Source organism: Mesorhizobium sp. P2_F7 (assembly GCF_056403695.1).
Map to the genome: position 1 here is coordinate 87,543 of NZ_JBFUFA010000008.1, position 22,393 is coordinate 109,935.

Genomic DNA, 22,393 nt, shown 5'->3' on the forward strand with positions numbered 1-22,393 from the left:
CAGCCCCGGCCTTCGATTGCCCAGCCCAACCCATCGGTTTTACGCCAGTTCCGCGACCGGCATCTTGCAGGACTGCATGAGCGCGGTGAGCTGACGCTCTTCATCGGCGGTCAGATCGAGAAGCGGCGACCGCACCGGTCCGCAGTCGACGCCGGCAATGCGCGCGCCCGCCTTGACGATCGACACCGCATAGCCGGCGCGCCGGTTGCGGATGGCGAGGTAGGGCAGGAAGAAGGAACGGATGAGATCGCCAACTTCGGCCGTGCGCCCGGCGCGAAGGGCGTTGAAGAAACGCAGCGCAATCTCCGGCGCGAAATTGTAGATCGCCGACGAATAGGTCGTCATGCCAATGGCCGCTGCGGCACTGGCATGGACCTCGGCTGTCGGCATGCCGCCGATGAAGACCAGCCGGTCGCCCATGCGGTAGCGCGTTGCCGTGAGCAGCTCGATGTCGCCGACACCGTCCTTGAAGCCGATCAGGTTCGGGCAATCCTGCGCCACGCGCTCGAGCGTCTCGGGTGTCAGAATGGCATTGTCCCTGTTATAGGCGATCACGCCGATGCCGACCGAACGGCAGATGGCGGTGAGGTGGCGGCGCAAGCCCTCTTGCTCCGACTTGACGAGATAGGGTGGCAGCACCAGCAGGCCGTCGGCGCCATTGGCTTCGGCTGCCTTGGCGAACTCCACCGCCATATGCGTGCCATAGCCGACGCCGGCGAGCAGCGGCATGGTGTCGGGAACTTCCTCTGACGCCGCCCGCACCACGCGCTTGTATTCCTCCAGCGTCAGCGAGAAGAACTCGCCGGTGCCGCCGGCCGCGAAGAGCCCGCTCGCGCCGGCCGTGCCTTGGGCAGCGACATGGGCGCGATAGCCGTCTTCGTTGAAGCCGCCGTCATCGTCGAAGAAGGTCAGCGGAAAGGACAGGAGGCCGCGGCCAAGGGATCTGGTGAGTTCGGTGGGTGAGAACGTCAAGACGAGTACTCCATGCAAGACGCCGGCAAGTGGGGACTCTTGTCGGCAGGGATTTTGGCAGCCGGCGGCTGGTTCATACGAGACCCGGCCGTACCTGGGCCGCCGCGGCTTCGATCGCCCTCGTGCCCAGGCCCGACTTGACGATGCTGATCAGTTCTTCCTCGCTGGTGTCGGCGGTGGAGGCGTCGAGCGCCACCTCGCCCGCATGCAGGAAGTTGATGCGGTCGCAGACCTCAAAAATCTGGTTGTAATTGTGGACGATCAGGATCACCGAAACCTGGCGCTGCTGGCGCAGATTCTGGATCAGGCCCAGCACATGCGCGCTCTCGCGCACGCCGAGCGCCGCCAGCGGCTCGTCGAGCACCAGGATTTTTGGTGACGAATAGATCGAGCGGGCGACCGCGATGCACTGGCGCTGTCCGCCCGAGAGCAGATCGACGGTGCTGTTGACGCTCGGGATCGTGATGCCCAGCGTGTCGAGATAGAGCTGCGCCTGTTCGCGCATCTTCCTGTTGTCGAGCAGGTTCAGGCCGAGGAAGCGCTTGTGATACTCGCGGCCGAGAAACATGTTGTGGAAGACGCTGAGGTCACCGACCAGCGCCAGATCCTGATAGACGGTTTCGATGCCCTGGGCGCGCGCATCGCGCGGCGAGGCGAAACGCACTTCCTTGCCTTGCGAGACGATGGTGCCGGTGTCGGGCTGGTGGAAGCCGGACAGGATCTTGATCAGCGTCGACTTGCCCGCGCCATTGTCGCCGACCAGCGCCAGCACTTCGCCCTGACGCAATTTGATCGAGACATCGACGAGGGCGGTGACGGCACCGAAACTCTTGGAGATGTTGGTCATCTCCAAGACGACCCGCGCATCCTTGCTGAGTGGAGGAATGGTGGTCTGCGTGTTCATACGCGCCTCCGTGTGCGCAGGCGGTCGACCTGGATTGAGAGGATCATCGCGGCGATGATGGCGGCACCCAGATAAATGTCGGAGACCGTGGCCTGGGCGCCGATCATCACAAGGCCGTTGTTGAGCGAGGCGACGACGAAGGCGCCGATCAGTGCGCCTATGACGGTGCCGGAGCCGCCCAGCAGCGAGGTGCCGCCGATGACCGCGGCTGCAATCGCCTGCAAGGTGAGGAACGGGCTGCCAGCTTGCGGGTCGGCCGAGGTGAACTGCGCCGTGTTGATGATGCCGGCAAAGGCGGCGAAGCCGCCAGCGATCATGAAATTGTAGATCTTCATGCGGTCGGTGCGCACGCCGATCTCACGCGCACCGATGATGTTGGAGCCGGTGGCAATCGTGTGCAGGCCGAATGTGGTGCGGTTCAAGACCAGCGCCAGCACCAGCACCAGCACCACCGCCCAAAGAAAGGGCGTGAAGGCCGTGATGCCGTGCAACGAAAGGAGCCCGTCCGAAGGCTGGTAGAGGCTCTGGCCGAAGATGGCGTTGAAGGGTTGCTCGACCGGCGCAACGATCGGCTGGCTGTTGTAGATCGAGACGACGATGCCTTGCAGGAAAAACAGCATGCCGACGGTGGTAATCAGCGACGGCACCTTGAAGCGCACGGTGATGATGCCGTTGATGGCGCCGACGAGGATGCCGATGAGCACGCCGATCAAGGCGCCGACGGCCAGCGGCACGCCATAGGTGACCGACAGCAGCGCCATGACATAGGGCGCGATCGAGAAGATAGCGCTCAGCGACAGATCGATCTCGCCGGTGATCATCAGCATGACTTCGGCGGCAGCGATCAGGCCGAGCCGGCCGGTGTCGCGCAGCACCACGCTCATGAATTGCGGCGACAGGAACCCGCCATCGCTGCCGACCTGGAAATAGATGACCAGCACGATGGCGACCACGGCGATGCTCGCCTCGCGATAGCGGGACAAAAGGATGAGCAGCCTTTCCGTCATCGTCTGCGGAGCCTTGACGCCGACGGCGCCCTTCCCGGCTGTTATGGCTTTGCCAGCTTTTGCAACTTGGATAGTCGGCACTTATTCACTTCCTGATTTCTGGGCGGATAGCTGCCTGAACGGCGGCAACTCCAGCCTTCGCCGCGTCACCTCAGGATGACGCGGCGAAGGCTGGAGTTGGAGGCTGAACGCGTCAGGTCGGCTCGACGTCTGAGCGGCCCTCGAAGCGGGACTTGCCGACATAGGCGTCGACATTGTCCTTGGTCACATAGGCCTGGCTGGTGTCGCTGTTGGCCGGGCCGACGAGACCGCCCGACAGCTTGTAGAGATACATCTGCTGCACCGGCAGGAAGCCCTGCAGGTAGGCCTGCTGGTCGGTGGTGAAGTTGACGTCGCCGGCCTTGATGAAGTCCAGCGTCTGCGGGAACAGGTCGAAGCCGGCAACCGCGCCGCCGGCCTTCACCAGCCCGTATTTGTTGGACACGAAACCGCAGGCATAGGTGTCGGAGCCGCCGGTGCCGAACAGGCCGTTGACGGTCTTGTGACTGAGATAATAGCTCTCGACGCGCGAGATTTCGGTTGCCGGATCCGGGCCGGTGTTGACGACATCGTAGGTGACGCCGCTGCCGCTGTCCTTGATCGCCTGGATGTAGCCGTCGAGACGCGGCTGCGTGTTGAGCGAGCCGGGCACGCCGATCGACAGCATGACATGGCCGCCCTTGGGGATCAGCTTCAGCCACTTCAGCGCCGAATTGTAGCCCGATTGGTAGAGCGGCTGGCCGACATAGGAGAGCCGCTTGTTGGGGCTGCCGACCGGCACGTCGGCGTTGAAGGCGACGACCGGAATGCCGGCCTGCGCCGCCATGTCGGTGGCGGCGTCGAATGCCGTCGGATCGACCAGGCAGACCGCAATGCCGTCCGACTTCTGCGCGATTGCCGTCTGCATGGCGCTGACCATTTCTGAGACGACGTTCTTCTGCGAACCCGTCCACTGGTAGGAACAGCCGAAGGCCGCACAAGCGTCCTGGATGCCATAGACGGTCGGCGTGAAGAACTGGTCCAGCGTCACATGGCAGACGAAGTGGAACTTGTAGGGCTTCTTCGGCAGGCCGGGCGATGAATCCGCTGCCCTCGCGGCGCTGATACCGCCGGCAAGACCGCCCAGACCACTGGCGAGGCCAGCGGCACCGAGGCCGAGTTTTCCCGCCAGCGCGAAAGCGCTGCGCCGGCTGATCGCCGCCATCTGATTTTTCGTTTCGTCGTCCATGCGTTCCTCCCTTGTCGTTTTGTAGGCGTCGCTACATTTGTCGTCTGGTTACATTGTTATATGACAACTTTTGTGTCAATGGTCTTTCACCGCCGAAATCGGGACGACGCTCTCGATCTGAACGGCGCGGGAAGGCGGCCGCAGGGTCGCCGCGAAGGACGATCAGGAATCACAGGAAGAGAACATGGCTGAAATCGAATTCAGGGCTGTCAGCAAGAACGGCCTGAAGGTGACGACGATCGGGCTCGGCGGCACGGGGCTCGGCAACATGTATCGCGCCGTGGATACGGATGCCGCGGTCAACACCGTGCAGGCGGCCTATGACAATGGCATCCGCTATTTCGATACAGCACCGGTCTATGGTTTTGGTGTCAGCGAAACCCGACTTGGGCTGGCGATCAAATCGCTGCCGCGTGCGGACATCGTCATCTCATCCAAGATCGGCTACGACCTCGTGCCGATCCCGCCTGAAGAATTGAAGCCGGCGCTGTGGGACCAGCCCGGCTCCTTCCGCGCCGAGTTCGACTATTCGCGCGATGCCGTGATGCGCTCGCTCGAAGGCACGCTGAAGCGGCTCGACACCGACTATGTCGACATGGTCTCGATCCACGATCCTGACGAGGCCATCCATTTCGGCCCCGGCGAAGATCCCTATGCCAGGAGCCGTTTCAAGGAAGCCATGGAAGGCGCCTATCCCGCCCTCGACGAATTGCGTTCGCAAGGCGTCATCAAGGCGGTCGGCGTCGGCATCAACCAGTGGCAGATGCTGTCCGATTTTGTCGTCGCCGGCGCCTTCGATTATTTCCTGCTTGCTGGCCGCTACACGCTGCTCGAGCAGGAGCCGCTGGCCACCTTGCTGCCGCTCTGCCAACAGCGCGGCACCAGGATCATCATCGGTGGCCCCTACAATTCCGGCATCCTCGCCACGGGTGCGGTGAAGGGCGCGACCTTCAACACACGCGAGGCGCCGGAACCGGTGCTGGAGCGCGTGCGCCGCATCGAGGCGATCTGCGCCAAGCACAAGGTTTCGCTGCCGGCGGCAGCGCTGCAAATCCCGCTCGGCCATCCGCTGGTATCGAGCGTCATTCCAGGCGCACGCTCGGCCGACGAGCTGAAGCAGAATCTGGGGTATCTGCGCGAGGATATTCCGGTGGCTCTGTGGGCCGATCTCAAGCAGGCAGGGTTGATAGAGGCCGACGCGCCGACGCCTTGAACGTTGGGGTAATCGGGTAGGGTGCTCCCCTCTCCGTCTCGACTTCGCCGAGCCGGAGAGGGGGCTGGCGCTGCCGTATGCAATTGCTCGAACCAACACTCAAAACGACAGTTGCCCGCAACCCTTTCAACCGCCACTTGCGCAACCTGCGCAACCCACCGGAAACCCCCGGTTGCGCGGCCTTTGGCGGCAGCGAAGCGGCGATGCGAAAGCGCTTTTGCGCCAGTTCCGCGATCACACCATATGAACCGATCCAACCTCTGATACCTTGTTGAGCGCGGGACTTGTCCCGCTTTGGCCGGTGCTTCAGGCAACCCCATCCCAACCCCCCGCCCCCTGTGGCGCCGGCCATCCCCCTCCCTCTCGGACCATTCCTCTTCCGCTGAAAGACAGCTTGCCCAAGGCACCGCCAGAGGCTTCACACCTCAGCTGGCGAACGCCATCGATCGCTTTTGATCGCCTGACGTCGTCTGGTTGAACCCGTTGGCGGAAGCGGACTCGGCCGTGCTGGTGCCCTTGCCAAATCCCGACATGCCGCTCATAGAACGACTTGGATCAGCGTCTGATCCGAAAGGCTGTTGCCCATTTGCCAAGGATCCTTCCGATGTCCGTGACACCTTGGTCAAAACCGTGACGGTTTCCCTCGCAAGCCTGGGCTGGACGGAGTTTTTCGGCGATCAGCTTGAGGCCGATGAGGCAGACCTCGTCCCGACGCGCATCGCCTCGGTGCACCGCGACCGTCTCGCTGGTCTGTCCCAGTCAGGGCCAACGGATGTGACGCTGCCGGCCAATGCGAACACCGGCGACTATGCCGTCGGCGATTGGGTGCTTGTCGATCCCCATACGCATCTGCTGCGCCGCCGCCTGACCCGCAAGACGGTGCTGGAGCGCCGCACCCAGGGCGGCAGGGTGCCGCAGCTGGCCGCGGCCAATGTCGACACGCTGTTCATCGTCACCTCCTGCAATGCCGATTTCAACATCGCCCGGCTCGAGCGCTATCTGGCGCTGGCCAACGAGGCCGGAACGACGCCGGTGATCCTGCTGACCAAGGCCGACACGGCTGACGATGCCGAGGCGTATCGAACGCAGGCCGCAGCCCTTCAGCGCGGACTGGCCGTGGTGATGCTGAACCCGCGCGTCGCCGATGCCGCAACCGCGCTCGCCGCCTGGTGCGGTGCGGGCCAGACGGTGGCGCTGGTTGGCTCGTCCGGCGTCGGCAAATCGACGCTGGTCAACACGCTGGCCGGATCAGGGCGGCAACTGACCGCGGGCATCCGGGAGCACGATGCGAAGGGCCGCCACACCACGACGGCGCGTTCGCTGCATGCCATTGCCGGTGGCGGCTGGGTGATCGATACGCCGGGCATGCGCACGCTGCATGTCAGCGACGTCGCCTCCGGCATCGACACGCTGTTTGCCGAAATCACCGAGCTTGCCCCGCTGTGCAAGTTCCGCGACTGCACCCATGTCCACGAACCGGGCTGCGCGGTGCAGGCTGCCTTGAAGGCCGGTACGCTCGATCCCGAGCGCCTGGCCCGCTGGCGCAAACTGTCCGAGGAAAACCAGGGCAACACGCCGGTCCAGAGCGGCCCGCGCGGCAACAAATCGCCGGGCGGTCGCCCAAAGCGGCGCTGAGCTGCCAAGGCATTCCAGAAAGAGAATTCAGGAAGCCCGGCGATGTGCCTTCAAACCGCCGGTCTGGTTCCGCCGCAAATCAGATAATAGCACTCGCCGTAGCTTATGTAGTCAGCCGAGCCTCTGTCCGGCCATTTGCCGGTTTCGTCGTGGGTCTTGAGAAGGCGTCTGCACTGCATCACCTTCGCTGCATTGCTGTTCGGAAACAGGGCGTTCAATACAGCATCCGGCGCGTCGAACATAATCGCCGCGAGAATGAGGCAGCCCAGGCTGGCGGCGAGGAACAGTTGGACGTTTCGCATTGCTACCGAATACGGCCGGGCCGATGTCCTGACAATGAACAACCCATATCATGATTAACACATGCGTAGCAGCTTTTTTGCTTAATCCAGTATAGGCACGGAAGAGTACTTGGCACCCAGATGCAGCCAGGTCTGCTGAACGGCTGTAGCGCCTTCGGCAGGACAATCGCATAGGGCACGCGCTAGTCCATCCCGCACGAGCACCCCGTATAATCCCTTGGGGTTATGGCCGCGCTGCGCCGGCTAAGTCATGCTCCGCGTCAACTTCGAGAAATGCGACCGGACGCCTGCTCTTGAGGCAGTCTCCGAAAAAGCATCGGACACAAGCTTCCCGGAGGCGGAACAATGCAAGACACTGTCAAACTCGACCGCGCGCTCGGCCTCTGGTCCGTCGTGCTTTTCGGCCTGGCCTACATGACGCCGATGATCGTCTTCGGCACTTTTGGCGCGCTGGCAACGGCAAGCCAGGGCACCACCGCCATGGCCTATCTCGTGGCGGCCGCGGCCATCCTGCTCACTGCCATCAGCTACGGCGTCATGGCGCGCGTCTACCCGGTCGCCGGCTCGGCCTACACCTATGCCCGCCGCTCGATCAGCCCCACCATAGGCTTCCTCGTTGGCTGGGCTGTGCTGCTCGATTATTTCTTCCTGCCGATGGTGATCTGGCTGATCGGCGCTGCCTATCTTACGTCCGCCTTCCCCGCTGTTCCGACCTGGGTGTGGATCGTCGGCTTCATCGCGGTGACGACCATCGTCAACGTCGTCGGCATCGCCTTCGCCAACCGCATCAACTTCATCCTGATGCTGGTGCAGCTCGGCGTGCTCGTCGCCTTCCTGGTGCTGGCCGCCCGCTATGTCGTGGCGCTGAATGGCCCCGGCGGTCTCGTCTCGGTCACGCCCTTCTTCAAGGAGGGCGTGCCGTTCTCCGCCTCGGTCGCGGGTGCGGCGATTGCCGCGTACTCCTTCCTCGGCTTCGACGCCGTCTCGACGCTGACCGAAGAGACCAGGGATGCCAGGCGCACCATGCCGAAGGCGATCCTGATCATCGCGCTGGCCGGCGGCCTGATCTTCATCGCCTCGGCCTATATCACCCAGCTTGCCCATCCCGGCGCCGACTTCGCATCGGTCGATGCCGCCGCCACCGAAATCGCCAAGGCGATCGGCGGCGACCTGTTCGTCACCATCTTCCTCGCGACGCTGGTGGTGGCGCAGTTCACCTCCGGCCTTGCAGCACAAGCCAGTGTCGGCCGGCTGCTCTACGCCATGGGCCGCGACACCGTGTTGCCGGCCTCGTTCTTCGGCAATCTGCACCCGAAGTGGCACACGCCGATCCTCAATCTGATCCTGGTCGGCGCGATCGGCCTGGCGGCGCTGACCATGGACGTCACCACCTCGACCTCCTTCATCAATTTCGGCGCCTTCCTCGCCTTTACCGCCGTCAATGTCTCGGTGATCGCACTCTATCTCAAGCACGACCAGCAGGTGCGCCCGCTCGGCATGCTGATCGGCCTGATCGTCCCGGCGCTGGCAGCGGTGTGCGATCTCTTCCTGCTGTGGAACCTCGACGAGCACGCCAAGGTGCTCGGTCTCGTCTGGCTGGCGGTCGGCGTCGCCTATCTCGCCTACCTCACCCGCTTCTTCAAAATCGCGCCGCCGGAAATGGATTTCGCCGAATAGGCTACGCCAGAAACAGCCGGAACAGCTCCGCTTGGCTGGAAATAGCAAGCTTCGAATAGATCTGCCGCCGATGCACCTTCACCGTGTTGGGCGACAGCGACAGCACGGCGGCGAGCGAGAGGTTGGAATGCCCCTTGAGGATCAGCGTGACGATTTCGAGCTCGCGCCGGGTCAGCAGCGGATGTTCGATCCTCGCCGCGGGCGCCGCGTCCTTGATGTCGAGCGAGAGGCCGGGGGCATGAAACCAGTGCCGTGCCGCGAGCGCGCAGACGATTGGGCTGGCGGATCTCAGCCGCTCCAGTTCGTCCTCAGCAAACAGCGGCGCTTCACCAGTCCGCGACAGCGACAGCACACCGGCAAAGCCGTTCTCCAGCTTCAGCACGAAACCGATCTCATCGCCGATCTGCGTCGTCGCATAGTGCCGCCGATAATATTCGGTGTGCAGGAAATCGTCGGGCGCGAGTTCGCGCATCACGATCATGCGCTCGGCCGCATCGCTGCGCACCGCGTCGTAGAACGGGTCCAGCACATAGGCTCCAGCGAGATAGCGGTCGACGATGATCGAACGCTCGGCGACGATCTTCTCATTGTAGAGATCGAAGGCGCGGCCGGCGGGCGAATAGAGAAAGCCGTTCATCATTTGGAAGGGTGTGAGCAGCCGCAGTGCCGCCGCCAGAGCATCGGGAAAGCCGCGCGAGCCGATGGCGGCTGCCGCAGCGCCGAGGCCGGCATTCCAGACGTGGAAGGATGGAGGCGAACTGCCGGTGGATTTCATCGAGATGGCGGATCTCTTTCTTCACAGGACTGTCAAACAGTGCAGGTCCGTAGGGACAGGTCAATCGCCTATGGCGCTCCCCCTCTCCGTCTCGGCTTCACCGAGCCACCTCTCCCCCACTTCGTGGGGGCGAGGAACCCAAGATTTTTAGCGGCGAGACCTCAACAATTGGCGTTTCCTCGCCCCCATGAAATGGGGGAGAGGTGGCCGCGAAGCGGACGGAGAGGGGGCTGGCGCCGCCACCGGCGATTGTTCCATCCCATGCCCGCATCAAACTACCGGAGTTCCTCGCCATGAGTCATCCTCTCGACCTCAGCGCCAACGCCATCGCCGCCGGCATCCGCTCCGCAGCCTTCAGCACCGAGACGGTGGTGGCCGAGTCCATCCGCCGCGCCAAGGCAGTTAACCAGACGCTCAATGCCTTCACCGTCATCCGCGAGGAGCAGGCGCTGGAAGCGGCCCGCCAGGCTGACCGCGCTGTGGCGTGCGGCGAGGCGACCGGGCCGTTGCACGGCGTGCCATTCGCGGCCAAGGACCTGACGCCGACCGCCGGCGATCTGACGACGCTGGGGTCGTGGACAAAGGGCGATTGGGTGCCGGTCGAGACGGCGCTCTGCATCCGCCGCCTGCAAGCGGCCGGCGCGATTTTGATCGGCAAGACGACGACGCCGGAATTCGCCTTCTCCTCCTTCACCAACAGCCCGCGCTGGGGCTCAACACGCAACCCGTGGAACCCGGAGCGCACCAGCGGCGGCTCCTCCGGCGGATCAGGCGTGGCGGTGGCGACAGGTGTGGTTCCGTTCGCCGAGGGCACAGACATGGGCGGCTCGGTGCGCATTCCCGCCGCCTTCTGCGGCGTGGTCGGATTGAAGCCCAGCCTCGGCCGCATCCCGATGACCATCCTGCCCAGCGTCTTCGACAACATCTCGCATTTCGGCCCGCTGGCGCGCAGCGTTGGCGATGCCGTCGCCTTCATGGAAGCCACGGCCGGCGGCAGCGACGAGGACATCACCTCGCTGCCGATCGGCTTTGACGGGGCAGCCGCGCGGGCGGGTAGCCTCGAAGGCAAACGCTTCGCCCTGTCGCTCGACCTCGGCTATTACCAGATCGAGCCGCAGGTCGAAGCTGTCATCCGGCAGGCGGTGGCGGAGATGCGCAGGGCGGGCGCCATCGTTGACGAGGTGCCGATGGCCTGGACACGCGCCGTCAACGACGAATGGTTCGATCTCTGGTGCGTCTTCATGTCGGCCTTCTTCGGTGACGAGCTTGCCGGCCATCGTCATCACATGGACCCGGCCGTGGTCGCGATGATCGAGCGCGGACTGGCGATGAACGCCACCGCCTACAAGCGGGTCGAGCTGCTGCGTACCGCGATGTGGCGCGACATGGTAAAACTCTTCGAACGCTATGATGCCCTGCTGTGCCCGACCTGCGCCATCACAGCGCCGCCGGTTGGCGAGACCGACGACGACTATGCCGCGACGCTGCCCGACGGCCGCTTGAAGGGCCTCGACCTGACCTGCCCCTTCAACATGCTGCCGCAACTCCCGGCGCTGTCGCTGCCCGCCGGATTGGCGGCGGACGGGCTGCCGGTCGGCCTGCAGATCGTCGGGCGGCGCTTTGCCGATGAGGAGGTGCTGGCGATGGGCGCGGCCGTGGAGGCGTGGCTGGGGGTTGCCGGCTTCAGTGCGGATCGGTTTGCCGCAGCAATTGCATAGGGCAGCGCCAGCCCCCTCTCCGTCTCGGCTTCGCCCGAGCCACCTCTCCCCCATTTCATGGGGGCGAGGAAACGCTAATCGCAGAGGTCGCGGCCTTCATAAGCTTGGGTTCCTCGCCCCCSCGGAAGCGGGGGAGAGGTGGCTCGGCGAAGCCGAGACGGAGAGGGGGAGCGCCGTAGGCGATTGCCACTGCCGCTAAGCTACAGCAGCCACCACCCCCTCATCCAAACCTCGCCGCCGTCCAAGCCCCGCCCGCCGCATTCGACTCCACCGCCGCCGCAACAAACTTCACACCCCGCGCACCGTCCACAACATCCGGCACCTGCGCCGCCCGCGCCGCATCCACCACCCCGCCGGAACGATGCGCGCGAATGATATCCGCAGCGTCGCGGTAGAAATTGGCGAAGGCCTCGATATAGCCTTCCGGATGCGCCGCCGGCATGCGCGACACGCGCTGGCACTCAGTGGTCGAGCCATGGCCGCCGCGCACCAGCGTGCGGGTTTCCTCGCCATAGACGGAGAAGCGCAGTTCCTCCGGCCGGCCGCCCGACCATTCCAGCCCGGCTTTGTCGCCGTAGATGCGCACTGAGAGATCATTGTAGTGGCCGGGCGACGTCTGGCTGGCCAGGATCGTGCCGTGCGCGCCGCCAGTCCAGCGCACCAGCACATGCGCGTTGTCGTCGAGCCGGCGTCCCGGCACGGCAGTGAACAGATCCGCCGACACCGCGTCGGCCTCGCAGCCGGAGATATAGCTCGCCAGGTTGAAGGCGTGCACGCCGATATCGGCCAGCACCGCCGACTGCCCGGCGCGCGCCGGATCGGTACGCCACTCCGCCTGCTTCTGGCCCTCGGCGTCGATCGGCTTCGTCAGCCAGTCCTGGATGTAGGCGCCATGCACCGACACGATACGCCCGAGCTCACCAGCGGCCACCATCTCGCGCGCCTGGCGCACCATGGCGTAGCCGGTGTTGTTGAGCGTGACGACGAAGCGGCGCTTTTTCGCCTTGGCCAGCGCCACCAGAGCCTGCGCCTCATCCAGCGTCGTCGACAGCGGCTTGTCGCAGATCACATCGATGCCGGCCTCAAGGAAGGCCGTAGCGATCGGCGCATGCAGATGGTTGGGCGTGACGATGACGACTGCCTCGATGCCATCGGGCCGCGCCGCCTCCGCCTTGGCCATGGCACGGTAATCGGCATAGCTACGCTCCGGCGCGATGCCGATCTCGGCCGCCGAGGCGGCGGCGTTTTCCGGATCCGACGACAGCGCGCCGGCAACCAGCACGATCTGGTCGTCGAGCCGCATGGCCAGCCGATGCACGGCGCCGATAAAGGCATTGCGCCCGCCCCCGACCATGCCGAGCCTGAGCCGCTTGCCCGCCGATCCGTCCGATGTTGCGTAGACCATTTTTCCTCTCCTCCCGGCAGACCGCTTTCGAACACGATTTCCAATTTTCATATTGTAAAACGATCGTATCGCGCTAGCCTGAAATCATGAATGGGGCAAGCAAGGCATCGGGACGATCGATCGCCGACGAGGCGGCGACGCGCAAGCGCGGGCGCTCATTGGCGGCGCTCGGCTACATCCAGCCGCAGACCTACGAGGAACTGCGCGCTGTGCTGTCTTCGGGCACGGTGCATTTCCCCAAGCGGCTGCGCCAGGTGGCGATCTTCCTGTGGCAGCATCCGAGCGACGTGGCGCTCGGCACTATTGCGCAGGTGGCGGCGCAAGCCGGCGTGCAGCCCTCGACGCTGGTGCGCTTTGCCCAGATCTTCGGCTATTCCGGCTTTTCGGATTTCCAGGGCCTGTTCAAGGAACACGTCAAGGGATCGTGGCCGGAAGGACGCGGCGAGCCGCGCACCGAGACCGAGCCCAACCTGCATTTCCTGCGCGGCATGGTCGGAGCATCGCAGGCCTCGCTTGGCCGCATCGAGGCCGGCTTCGACGTCAAGAGTTTCGACAAGATGGTGGCGCTGCTGGCGGATGCCGAGCTGATCTATGTCATCGGCTCCAAGCGCGCCTTCCCGGTCACCGCCTATCTGTCGCTGACCCTGTCGCAGCAAGGCGTGCGCAACGTGCTGGTCGACAATGTCGGCTCCTCGGCGCTCGACCAGATCGGCTGCATCGGCGGCCGGGATGCCGTGCTGGCGGTTTCCTTCAGTCCCTACAATTCGATCACACCTGATCTCGTGGCGGTCGCGCATGAACGCAAGGCCCGCATCGTCACCGTCACCGACAGCACCTTCAGCCCACTGATCCGCCTGTCGGACGCCTGGCTGGAAGTGGTGGAATCCGACTTCGCCGGCTTCCGCTCGCTGGCGGCGTCGCTCGCGGTGGGGATGGCGCTGGTCCATGGGGTGGCGGCGCGGCGCGGCGAATGAGCTGCCGCTGGCACAATTGACTATCCAGAATTAGCGTTCCATATTTCTAGAAATAGAAACTTTGTTCCCGGGAGGAGGAATGGAGATCCGGCTGGACGGCAAGGTGGCTTTGGTCACCGGGTCGACGCAAGGCATTGGCCGTGCGATCGCCGAGACCTTGGCGCGCTCCGGTGCAGCCGGCCTTCTCGTCACTGGGCGCGAGATAACACGTGGCAAGGCCGTGGCGACCGAGCTCTCGCAATTGGGCACGCCGACCATCTTCGTTGCCGCCGACCTCGCTGATCCGGAAGCCCCTGCCCTTCTGGCGCAGGCCTGCATCGAGCGCTTCGGCCGCATCGATGCGCTGGTCAACGCCGCCGGCCTGACCGACCGCGCCTCCTTCCTCGACGCCAGCCTCGACGACTGGGCGGCGCTGTTCGCTGTCAACGCACGCGCGCCCTTCTTCCTGATGCAGGCGGCCATTGCCGACATGAAGAAGCGCGGCCAGGGCGGCTCTATTCTCAACATCCTGTCGATCAACGCCCATTGCGGCTCGCCGGAGCTTGCCGTCTATTCCGCCACCAAGGGTGCGCTGGCGACGCTGACCAAGAACGCCGCCAACGCCCACCGCTTCGACCGCATCCGCGTCAACGGCATCAATGTCGGCTGGACCGACACGCCGGCCGAACGCGTCATGCAGGCCGAGACTTTGGGCAATGGCCCAGGCTGGCTCGACAGGGCCAATGCCGCGCAACCCTTCGGCCGGCTGCTGACGCCGGGCGACATCGCCAGCCTCGCCGTCTTCCTGCTTTCCGACGCTGCCGGCCCGATGACCGGCGCGGTGATCGACCAGGAGCAGGCGGTGATCGGAGCGAACCGGTGAGCGCCGTCGAAACGCTTGGGCCGGCGCTGCTCGACCGTTTGCCGGCATCGGTGCAAACACCGTCCTACGACCGCACGCTCCTCTCGCCCGGCATGGCGCATCTCGGCGTCGGCGCTTTCCACCGCTGCCATCAGGCCGAATACACCGATGATCTCATCTCGCTGCGCTTCGACCGCTGGGGCATCGTCGGCATCAACATCCGCCCGCCCAGCCTTGCCGACACGCTGGGACGGCAGAGCGGCCTCTACACGCGGCTGATCCACGAAAACAGCCACATCGAGGCGCGCGTCATCGGCAGCATCGTCCGGGTGGTCGACAGCCAGGAGAGTGCCGCCCCGGGGCTCGGCGTGCTGGTGTCGCCCGACATCGAACTGGTGACGATGACGGTGACGGAAAAAGGCTATTGCCACATCCCGTCAAGCGGCGAACTCGATCTCGGCCATGCTGACATCGTCCATGATCTCGCCCACCCCGAGACGCCACGCAGCGTGCCCGGCCTGTTGGTGCGGGCGCTGGAGCTGCGCATGGCCACGCATGGCCGACCGCTGACCCTGCTCTCCTGCGACAACATCCCAGCCAACGGCATCATCCTCGGCAATGTCGTGCGCAGCTTTGCCGAACGGCGCGGCAATGGGCTGGCCGGTTGGATCGCGGCCAATGTCGCCTTCCCGTCTTCCATGGTCGACCGCATCGCGCCGGCGGTGACGCAGGACGATCTCGACAGTGTCGAAAATTGGTTCGGCTACCGCGATGGCGCCGTCGCTGTCGGCGAACCGTTCCGGCAGTGGGTGATCGAGGAAAAATTCGCCGGCCGCATTCCGCGCTGGGATCTGGTCGGCGCCACCTTCGTCGACGACGTCACCCCCTTCGAACATCTGAAGATGCGGGTGCTGAACGGCGCCCAGACGACGCTCGCCACACTCGGCGTCCTGGCCGGGCTCGATCACACGTCAGATGCCATGGCCGACCCGCTGCTGTCGGACTTCATCAGGCGCATGCTGGTCGACGAGACTGTGCCGACGCTGATGCCGGTGCCGGGCATTTTGCCGCTTGCCTATGTCGAGCAGAGCCTTGCCCGGCTGAAGAACACCGCGATCCGCCACCGCAACCACCAGGTCGCAACCGACGGGTCGCAGAAGATCGTCCAGCGCCTGCTCAACCCGATCCGCGACCGGCTGAGCCAGGGCGCCAGCATTGGCCTTTTGTCGGTGCCGGTCGCCGGCTGGATGGCCTATCTCATCCAGGCCTCGGATCGCTTCGGCAAACGCTGGCCGGTGTCGGACCCCTATGCGGACAAAGTCGCCGCAATCGCCGATGCGACCGGCCATGATGCGCGAGCGCTGGCTTCGGCGATCCTGGCCATCGACACGATTTTCGACCCCGCCCTCGCGGCTGACGGGACGTTCCGCGCGGCCGTCACATCGGCGCTGGGCGACCTGCTTTCGGACGATCCGATGGCGGCCGTCCGGCACAGTCTGGAACAAGATGAGGTCGAACGGTTGAAACGATCCAAACAATCGGCATTATAAGGGTTGGGAGGCACTATGAAACTTGGAATGCTCACCGCGCCGTTTGCGGAGACGCCGCTTGGCGAGGTTGCCGGCTGGGCAAACGCCGCCGGCTTCGAGGCGCTGGAAATCGCCTGCTGGCCGAAAACCTCCGGCGCGACGCGACGCTATGCCGGCACCAGCCATATCGATGCTGCTTCCACCTCGCCCAAGCAGGCCAGAGAGATCGTTGCGTCGCTGACCGAGAAGAAGCTGACGGTCTCTGGCCTCGGCTACTATCCCAACCCGCTGCACCCAGACCCCGCGCATCGCGAGGCGGTGATTGCCCATCTGAAGAAGGTGATCGTGCTCGCCGCCAATATGGGCGTTCCCTTGGTCAACACTTTCTGCGGCGGCGATGCCGCGAAAACCGTCGACATCAACTGGCAGGACGCGTTGAAGGTCTGGCCCGAAATCATCGCTTTTGCGCGCGACCACGGCATAAAACTCGCCTTCGAGAACTGCCCGATGATCTTCAGCTATGACGAATGGCCGGGCGGGCACAACATCGCCTATTCGCCGCAGGTCTGGCGCCGCATCCTGGAGGCCTGGGGCGGCGAGGTCGGCATGAATTTCGATCCCTCGCATCTGGTCTGGCAGATGATCGACCAGGCCCGCTTCATCAGGGAATTCGGCCCCTACATGCTGCACGTCCACGCCAAAGACCTGATGATTGATCATGATGGACTTTATGAGCGCGGGATTCTTTCGGCCGGGATAGGCTGGCAGGTGCCGCGCATGCCGGGACTGGGCGATGTCGACTGGAGCGGCTTCTTCTCCGGCCTCTACCGCGCCGGCTATGACGGCTCGGTCATCATCGAACATGAGGACAGGCGGTTTGAAGGCAGCGACGATCAGGTCAAGCGCGGCTTCCTGCTCGCCCGCGACGTGCTGCGACCCTTCGTCAAATGACGAGGTGAATGGCTTGGTTTTGATCCTGTCGGGAGCAAAACCCTGAAACTGAAAAACAATGTGGAGGAGTACTGACATGAAGAAAATTCTGACCATGGTCCCGCTGCTTGCGGGTGCTGCCATCCTGGCCTCGGTAGGCGCCTCGGCCGCCGCCGGCAAATACACGATCGGCATTTCGAACACCGTGCAAGGCAATGGCTGGCGCGAGGAAATGGTCTGCGCGATGAAGGCGCAGGCGCTGGCTTCGGGCGAGGTCGCCAAGCTCAACATCGCCCACCGCAACACCGACGCCGCCGGCCAGCTCGAAGACATCCGCAATCTGATCAGCGCCAAGGTCGACGCCATCGTCGTCAACCCCGCTGATCCCGCCGGCATCAAGGCGGGCCTCGAGGAAGCCACCAAGGCCGGCATCGTCGTCGTCGCCGTCGACCAGGCGGTCACCGAGCCGTCGGCCTACATCATCTCCAACAACCAGGAGCAGTATGCCTATCTCGGCGCCAAATGGCTGTTCCAACAGATGGGCGGCAAGGGCGAAGTGTTTTATATGCGCGGCGCCGCTGGCGCCTCGGCCGACTCTGATCGCGACAAAGGCTTCAAGAAGGCGCTTGCTGAAAACCCCGACGTGAAGGTCGCGCAGGAAGTCTTCACCGGCTGGCAGCAGGACCAGGCCAAGCAACAGATGCTGTCGTTCCTGGCCACCGGCACGCCGTTCAACGGCATCTGGACCTCCGGTATCGACAACGTCATCGTCGACGCGCTGGTCGAATCGCAGGCGCCATTGGTGCCGGTGGTCGGCGCCGACAATGCCGGCTTCGTCGGCCAACTGAGCTCGGTCAAGGGCCTCGTCGGCGCTGCCGTCACCAACCCCGGCTCGATCGGCGGTGCGGGCGTGACGCTCGCGCTGCAGATCCTCGACGGCAAGAAGCCGGCGCAGCAGACCGTGCTGGTCGACCCGCAGCTGTGGGACAACGCCACCGACGAAGGCAAGGCCAAGCTGAAGGCAGCGGCCGACCCGTCGCTGAGCCCGGAATGGCCGGTCTCGATCTCGATCCCTGAGTGGACGACGTACACGAAGGAGCAGATCATCGCTTGCAAGGGGCCGGGGGAGTAAGCAGCAGCGCCTCTGCCTTCTCCCCTTGTGGGAGAAGGTGGATCGGCGCGATAGCGCCGAGACGGATGAGGGGTGTTCCAGCGAAGTGAGACGTTGGCATTCCCTGGAACACCCCTCATCCGTCGCCTTCGGCGACACCTTCTCCCACAGGGGGAGAAGGGGGAGCCTCTCAGCAATACGCCGCGCCCAAGCGTGGCGTATTGCTGCATTGAACAAGCCACATAAATCGAGACCACGATTTGACCACCAGCCCCCTCCTCGACGCCACCGGCGTCGCCAAGAACTACGGTGCGGTCGCAGCGCTTCGCAACGCGTCGCTGTCCGTCCTGCCGGGCGAGGTGCATGCGTTGATGGGCGCCAACGGTGCCGGCAAGTCGACGCTGGTGAAAATCCTGACCGGCGCCATTCCGGCGAACGCTGGCCACATTCTGATCCGTGGCGAGGCGCGCGACATTCGCTCGCCCGCCGCCGCACGCCGCGCCGGCCTATTACCCGTCTACCAGGAGCCGTCGCTGATCCCCGATCTCGACGTTCTGTCCAACCTGCGGCTCACCGGCACGCCGGTCGAGCCGTTCCGTGCCTGGGTGCGCGAGCTCGGCATTGCCGACCTCGATTTGCGCGACACAGCGCGCGACATTCCGCTGGCCGTGCTGCGCGTGCTCGACCTTGCGCGCGCTCTTGCCGTCGAGCCCGACGTGCTGCTGCTCGACGAAATGACGGCAGCACTCCCCGCCAACCTCGCCGAAAAAGTGCTGGAAGTGGTGCGCCGCCAGGGCGACTCGGGGCGCGCGGTGATCTTCATCTCGCACCGCTTCGTCGAAATCTCCGCACTCTGCGACCGCGCCACCGTGCTGCGTGACGGCGAGACTGTCGGCGTCGTCGACATCGTGCCTGGCGTCGAGGAGAAGATCGTCGAGCTGATGCTCGGCACCCGCATCGTCAAGACCCATGTCGCCGGCCGTAGCGCCACGGAGAAGGCCGCGCCCGCCGCCGCCCGGCAGCGGCTGGCCGTGCACAATCTGCGCGTCGGCACCAAGCTCAGCGATGTCTCCTTCGATCTCGCCGATGGCGAGGTCGCCGGCGTCGTCGCGCTCGAAGGCCAGGGCCAGGATGAATTATTCGCCGCCCTTGCCGGCTCGATCCGGCCATCCGGCGGAACGATCGAGGTCGATGGCGCCCCCGTGAAATTTTCGCACCCGATCGATGCCATCCGCGCCGGCATTGCCTATGTGCCGGGCGACCGGTCCGAAGCGCTCGCCATGCAGCGCTCGGTGCGCGAAAACATCGCGCTGCCCTTCAGTGCGGCGCTCCGCAACTGGGGGCCGATCGCCATGCGCCGCGAGCGCACAACCGTGCTCAGCGCCATCGAGCGGCTGCAGATCGACACCCGCGCGCAAGGCGAGGTTCAGCGCCTGTCCGGCGGCAACCAGCAGAAGGTGACCATCGCCCGCTGGATCGCGGCCGACGCCCGCACCATCCTGTGCTTCGACCCGACGCGCGGCATCGATGTCGGCACCAAGCAGGAGATCTACAAGCTGCTGCGCGAACTCGCCGGCAACGGCAAGTCGGTGCTGTTCTACACCTCGGAGCTGGAGGAGGTGCAGCGCGTCTGCGACCGCGTCATCGTCATCTTCGGCGGCCGCCTCGTCGACATCTTCCCCGTCGAGGAGGCCGACGAGCCGGCGCTGATGCGCGCCGCCTACGGCCTGCCGCGCGGCGCCAAGGCCGATATCGGCATTCTGGCCGATCCCACCGCCCATGCCTCCGATGCCCCGGAGACGTCGCCATGAGCCACTTCCTGCGCCGCCAGGGCTGGGTCGTCGGCCTGTTCGCCCTCCTCATCGTGCTGTTCATCGCCACCAGGATCATCCAGCCGGCCTATGGCAGCAACGACTTCGGCTCGCTCGCCCGCGCTGTTCTGCCCTACGCCTTCGCCGTTGCCGCGCAGACGGTGGTGGTCATCGCCGGCGGCATCGACCTGTCGGTCGCCGCTATGATGGCGCTGACCAGCGTCACCGCGGCATCGATGATGAATGGCGCCTCAGAGGAATACGCCCTGTTCGTGGTGCCCTTCGTGCTCGCCATGGGTTTTGCCCTCGGCGCACTCAACGGCCTGCTGATCGTCGTCACCCGCGTGCCCGATATCGTCGTCACGCTTGCCATGCTGTTCGTGCTGCAGGGTGCGGCCCTGCTGGTGCTCGACGCGCCGGGCGGCGGCATCGCCGAATGGCTGAAGGCGCTGATCTCCGGCACCGTGCCGATCCCCGGCCTGCCCGACGCCATCGACGCCTGGCTGCCCAAGGCGCTGCTGGTGCTGATCGTCTGCCTCTGCATCATCTGGATACCGCTGCGACGCTCGCGCCTCGGCCTCTCCATCTATGCCATCGGCTCCAGCGAACTGGCGGCCTTCCGCTCCGGCGTGCCGGTCAAGCGCACCCGCATCATCGCCTATGCGCTGTCGGGCCTGTTCGCAGCCTTCGGCGGCCTGGCGCTGACCATGAGCACCGGCATCGGCGCCCCCATCCCCGGCCCTTATCTGCTCGCCAGCGTCGCCGCGGTCGTGCTGGGCGGCGTCGCGCTCGGCGGCGGCAAGGGCGGCCTGCTCGGCCCCATCGTCGCCGTCTTCGTGCTGCGCCTGGTGCGCACGGATTTGACGCTGCTTGCCATCGACCCGAATGTCACCGCGATCATCGAGGGCCTGATCATGGTGGCGGTGGTGATGTTCGGCGCGTTTATCACGATGCGGGGGCGGCAATGATGAGGGGACATCGAGATAAGGGTAGCGATCCTTCGCGCCCCCCTCTGTCCTGCCGGACATCTCCCCCTCTAGGGGGGAGATCAGCCTTCGCATTGGCTTTCGCCAATTTTCAAAGTTGCAGGAAAGAGCAGGGCGCCGAAGCTGCTAATCTCCCCCCTAGAGGGGGAGATGGCCGGCAGGCCAGAGGGGGGCACCGTAGAGCACCGTCCTCGCCCGCCTACCGCACCTGGCAAACCTCATCGCGAGCAAGGGCAGCGTCATGAGTACAACCGCGATTACTCCTCAATCCATCCCCTTCGGCCGCCGCGTAAAACGCTTCATGGCCGATCGCCCTCTCATCCCGCTGATCATCCTGCTCGTCATCCTGGTGGCGATCCTGCAGATCCTGCGTCCCGGCATCGTCAACGAGCGCTGGATCGCCAACACCATCAAATTCGCCATTCCCTTGGCGATCCTCGCCGGCTGTCAGACCATGACCATGCTGACCGGCGGCATTGACCTTTCGGTCGGCACGGTGGCGACGATGAGCGCCTTCATCATGGCCACGCAAGTGGTCAACCAGGACCCGGCGGTGGCCTTCCTCTTGGCGATGATGCCGGCGGTGCTGATCGGCCTCGTCAACGGCATCGGCGTCGGCGTCTTCCGCGTCCACCCGCTGATCATGACGCTGGGCACCAGCCTGATCGGCACCGGCTGCCTGCAGGTCTACCAGCGTACGGTGATCGCGTCCGGCGCCAAGATCCCCGACTTCCTCGCCTGGCTCGGCACCGGCGTGACGTGGGGCTTCCCCAACGCGCTGCTTTTGTTCCTGCCGCTGGCGGCGCTGATCGTCTTCACGCTTGCCCGCACCGGCTTTGGCCGCCTGCTCTACGCCGTCGGCGACAATGAGCGCGCGACCCGCCTGTCGGGCGTGCAATACTGGCAGGTCATCACCGCGCTCTACGTCACCTCCAGCGTGCTCGCCGGCATCACCGGCCTGCTCTATATCGGCCTGATCAAGGCCCCTTCATTGTCGCTTGCCGAACCGCTGGTGCTGCCCTCGGTCGCCGCCGCCGTGATCGGCGGCACCTCCATCTTCGGCGGCCGCGGCGGCTACACCGGCACCATCATCGGCGCACTGATCCTGACCGTGCTGACGACGCTGCTGACGATCCTGCAGATGCCGGAGGGCGCGAGGCGCATCCTGTTCGGACTGATCGTGCTGTTCGTGACGGCGGCGTATTTGCGGATTGTGGAGGAGAGGTAGGCGGGCCGATCTCGGCGCAAAGCCAAACTACCCGTCCAAGCCCCAAGGCAATCACCTACGGCAGCGCCAGCCCCCACTCCGTCTCGGCTTCGCCGAGCCACCTCTACC

The 22,393-nt window shown here is 64.9% G+C and carries 19 protein-coding genes; 12 read left to right on the forward strand and 7 right to left on the reverse strand.

Going from position 1 to position 22,393, the window contains the following annotated elements:
• Positions 1–39 precede the first annotated feature (39 nt).
• From kdgD to AC1DZ8_RS23750, 4 genes are all read right to left on the reverse strand, one after another.
• The gene (gene kdgD / locus AC1DZ8_RS23735) at positions 40–972 is read right to left on the reverse strand and encodes a 5-dehydro-4-deoxyglucarate dehydratase (protein WP_477305370.1); all 933 of its coding nucleotides are present in this window, start codon (positions 970–972) and stop codon (positions 40–42) included.
• A gap of 73 nt (positions 973–1,045) precedes the next feature.
• Positions 1,046–1,876 (reverse strand): ATP-binding cassette domain-containing protein, encoded by an 831-nt coding sequence (locus AC1DZ8_RS23740; protein ID WP_477305368.1) that lies wholly within the window; start codon positions 1,874–1,876, stop codon positions 1,046–1,048.
• Positions 1,873–2,964, reverse strand: coding sequence for an ABC transporter permease (locus tag AC1DZ8_RS23745; RefSeq protein ID WP_477305366.1), 1,092 nt, complete (start codon positions 2,962–2,964; stop codon positions 1,873–1,875). Before AC1DZ8_RS23745 ends, AC1DZ8_RS23740 begins: the two co-directional genes overlap by 4 nt.
• A 112-nt stretch (positions 2,965–3,076) precedes the next feature.
• Positions 3,077–4,150 (reverse strand): substrate-binding domain-containing protein, encoded by a 1,074-nt coding sequence (locus tag AC1DZ8_RS23750; protein ID WP_477305364.1) that lies wholly within the window; start codon positions 4,148–4,150, stop codon positions 3,077–3,079.
• A gap of 184 nt (positions 4,151–4,334) precedes the next feature.
• Between AC1DZ8_RS23750 and AC1DZ8_RS23755 the strand changes: the two genes are divergently transcribed.
• Both AC1DZ8_RS23755 and rsgA read left to right on the forward strand, forming a co-directional pair.
• Positions 4,335–5,363: an aldo/keto reductase gene (locus AC1DZ8_RS23755; protein WP_477305362.1), complete on the forward strand. Its 1,029-nt coding sequence runs from the start codon at positions 4,335–4,337 to the stop codon at positions 5,361–5,363.
• 630 nt (positions 5,364–5,993) lie between these two features.
• Positions 5,994–6,998 carry a ribosome small subunit-dependent GTPase A gene (gene rsgA / locus AC1DZ8_RS23760; RefSeq protein ID WP_477305360.1) on the forward strand — a complete coding sequence of 335 codons (1,005 nt, stop codon included), beginning with the start codon at positions 5,994–5,996 and terminating at the stop codon, positions 6,996–6,998.
• A 50-nt stretch (positions 6,999–7,048) separates the two neighbouring features.
• On the opposite strand, the gene AC1DZ8_RS23765 is transcribed toward rsgA, so the two are convergent.
• Positions 7,049–7,300: a hypothetical protein gene (locus AC1DZ8_RS23765; RefSeq protein WP_477305358.1), complete on the reverse strand. Its 252-nt coding sequence runs from the start codon at positions 7,298–7,300 to the stop codon at positions 7,049–7,051.
• Between the two features lie 345 nt (positions 7,301–7,645).
• Here AC1DZ8_RS23765 and AC1DZ8_RS23770 point away from each other — a divergent pair, with 345 nt between their 5' ends.
• A complete protein-coding gene (locus tag AC1DZ8_RS23770; protein ID WP_477305356.1) occupies positions 7,646–8,977 on the forward strand; it encodes an APC family permease in 1,332 nt (443 codons plus the stop codon).
• 1 nt (position 8,978) lies between these two features.
• Here AC1DZ8_RS23770 and AC1DZ8_RS23775 read toward each other — a convergent pair whose 3' ends face one another.
• A complete protein-coding gene (locus AC1DZ8_RS23775; protein WP_477305354.1) occupies positions 8,979–9,752 on the reverse strand; it encodes a helix-turn-helix transcriptional regulator in 774 nt (257 codons plus the stop codon).
• 293 nt (positions 9,753–10,045) lie between these two features.
• On the opposite strand from AC1DZ8_RS23775, the gene AC1DZ8_RS23780 reads away from it, so the two are divergent.
• Entirely contained in the window at positions 10,046–11,470 is a 1,425-nt protein-coding gene (locus AC1DZ8_RS23780; RefSeq protein ID WP_477305352.1) for an amidase, read from the forward strand.
• A 220-nt stretch (positions 11,471–11,690) separates the two neighbouring features.
• Here AC1DZ8_RS23780 and AC1DZ8_RS23785 read toward each other — a convergent pair whose 3' ends face one another.
• Positions 11,691–12,875 (reverse strand): Gfo/Idh/MocA family protein, encoded by a 1,185-nt coding sequence (locus AC1DZ8_RS23785; RefSeq protein WP_477401717.1) that lies wholly within the window; start codon positions 12,873–12,875, stop codon positions 11,691–11,693.
• Positions 12,876–12,961: 86 nt separating this feature from the next.
• Between AC1DZ8_RS23785 and AC1DZ8_RS23790 the strand changes: the two genes are divergently transcribed.
• From AC1DZ8_RS23790 to AC1DZ8_RS23825, 8 genes are all read left to right on the forward strand, one after another.
• Positions 12,962–13,849: a MurR/RpiR family transcriptional regulator gene (locus AC1DZ8_RS23790; RefSeq protein WP_477305348.1), complete on the forward strand. Its 888-nt coding sequence runs from the start codon at positions 12,962–12,964 to the stop codon at positions 13,847–13,849.
• Between the two features lie 79 nt (positions 13,850–13,928).
• Positions 13,929–14,711 carry an SDR family oxidoreductase gene (locus AC1DZ8_RS23795; RefSeq protein WP_477305346.1) on the forward strand — a complete coding sequence of 261 codons (783 nt, stop codon included), beginning with the start codon at positions 13,929–13,931 and terminating at the stop codon, positions 14,709–14,711.
• Positions 14,708–16,240, forward strand: coding sequence for a mannitol dehydrogenase family protein (locus tag AC1DZ8_RS23800; protein WP_477305344.1), 1,533 nt, complete (start codon positions 14,708–14,710; stop codon positions 16,238–16,240). Before AC1DZ8_RS23795 ends, AC1DZ8_RS23800 begins: the two co-directional genes overlap by 4 nt.
• A gap of 15 nt (positions 16,241–16,255) precedes the next feature.
• The gene (locus tag AC1DZ8_RS23805; protein ID WP_477305342.1) at positions 16,256–17,170 is read left to right on the forward strand and encodes a sugar phosphate isomerase/epimerase family protein; all 915 of its coding nucleotides are present in this window, start codon (positions 16,256–16,258) and stop codon (positions 17,168–17,170) included.
• Between the two features lie 76 nt (positions 17,171–17,246).
• Complete coding sequence (locus tag AC1DZ8_RS23810; protein WP_477305340.1) at positions 17,247–18,281, forward strand: ABC transporter substrate-binding protein; 1,035 nt, start codon at positions 17,247–17,249, stop codon at positions 18,279–18,281.
• Between the two features lie 239 nt (positions 18,282–18,520).
• Positions 18,521–20,071, forward strand: coding sequence for a sugar ABC transporter ATP-binding protein (locus AC1DZ8_RS23815; protein WP_477305338.1), 1,551 nt, complete (start codon positions 18,521–18,523; stop codon positions 20,069–20,071).
• Complete coding sequence (locus AC1DZ8_RS23820) at positions 20,068–21,039, forward strand: ABC transporter permease (protein WP_477305336.1); 972 nt, start codon at positions 20,068–20,070, stop codon at positions 21,037–21,039. Before AC1DZ8_RS23815 ends, AC1DZ8_RS23820 begins: the two co-directional genes overlap by 4 nt.
• Positions 21,040–21,298: 259 nt before the next feature.
• Positions 21,299–22,285, forward strand: a complete 987-nt coding sequence (locus AC1DZ8_RS23825) for an ABC transporter permease (protein ID WP_477305334.1) — start codon at positions 21,299–21,301, stop codon at positions 22,283–22,285.
• Positions 22,286–22,393 lie beyond the last annotated feature (108 nt).

Bases quoted from the DNA above. Each gene is read 5' to 3' on its own strand.
- AC1DZ8_RS23740 (WP_477305368.1), bottom strand. From the start codon at position 1,876: ATGAACACGCAGACCACCATTCCTCCACTCAGCAAGGATGCGCGGGTC.
- AC1DZ8_RS23750 (WP_477305364.1), bottom strand. From the start codon at position 4,150: ATGGACGACGAAACGAAAAATCAGATGGCGGCGATCAGCCGGCGCAGC.
- AC1DZ8_RS23755 (WP_477305362.1), top strand. From the start codon at position 4,335: ATGGCTGAAATCGAATTCAGGGCTGTCAGCAAGAACGGCCTGAAGGTG.
- AC1DZ8_RS23765 (WP_477305358.1), bottom strand. From the start codon at position 7,300: ATGCGAAACGTCCAACTGTTCCTCGCCGCCAGCCTGGGCTGCCTCATT.
- AC1DZ8_RS23770 (WP_477305356.1), top strand. From the start codon at position 7,646: ATGCAAGACACTGTCAAACTCGACCGCGCGCTCGGCCTCTGGTCCGTC.
- AC1DZ8_RS23775 (WP_477305354.1), bottom strand. From the start codon at position 9,752: ATGAAATCCACCGGCAGTTCGCCTCCATCCTTCCACGTCTGGAATGCC.
- AC1DZ8_RS23780 (WP_477305352.1), top strand. From the start codon at position 10,046: ATGAGTCATCCTCTCGACCTCAGCGCCAACGCCATCGCCGCCGGCATC.
- AC1DZ8_RS23785 (WP_477401717.1), bottom strand. From the start codon at position 12,875: ATGGTCTACGCAACATCGGACGGATCGGCGGGCAAGCGGCTCAGGCTC.
- AC1DZ8_RS23790 (WP_477305348.1), top strand. From the start codon at position 12,962: ATGAATGGGGCAAGCAAGGCATCGGGACGATCGATCGCCGACGAGGCG.
- AC1DZ8_RS23795 (WP_477305346.1), top strand. From the start codon at position 13,929: ATGGAGATCCGGCTGGACGGCAAGGTGGCTTTGGTCACCGGGTCGACG.
- AC1DZ8_RS23805 (WP_477305342.1), top strand. From the start codon at position 16,256: ATGAAACTTGGAATGCTCACCGCGCCGTTTGCGGAGACGCCGCTTGGC.
- AC1DZ8_RS23810 (WP_477305340.1), top strand. From the start codon at position 17,247: ATGAAGAAAATTCTGACCATGGTCCCGCTGCTTGCGGGTGCTGCCATC.
- AC1DZ8_RS23820 (WP_477305336.1), top strand. From the start codon at position 20,068: ATGAGCCACTTCCTGCGCCGCCAGGGCTGGGTCGTCGGCCTGTTCGCC.
- AC1DZ8_RS23825 (WP_477305334.1), top strand. From the start codon at position 21,299: ATGAGTACAACCGCGATTACTCCTCAATCCATCCCCTTCGGCCGCCGC.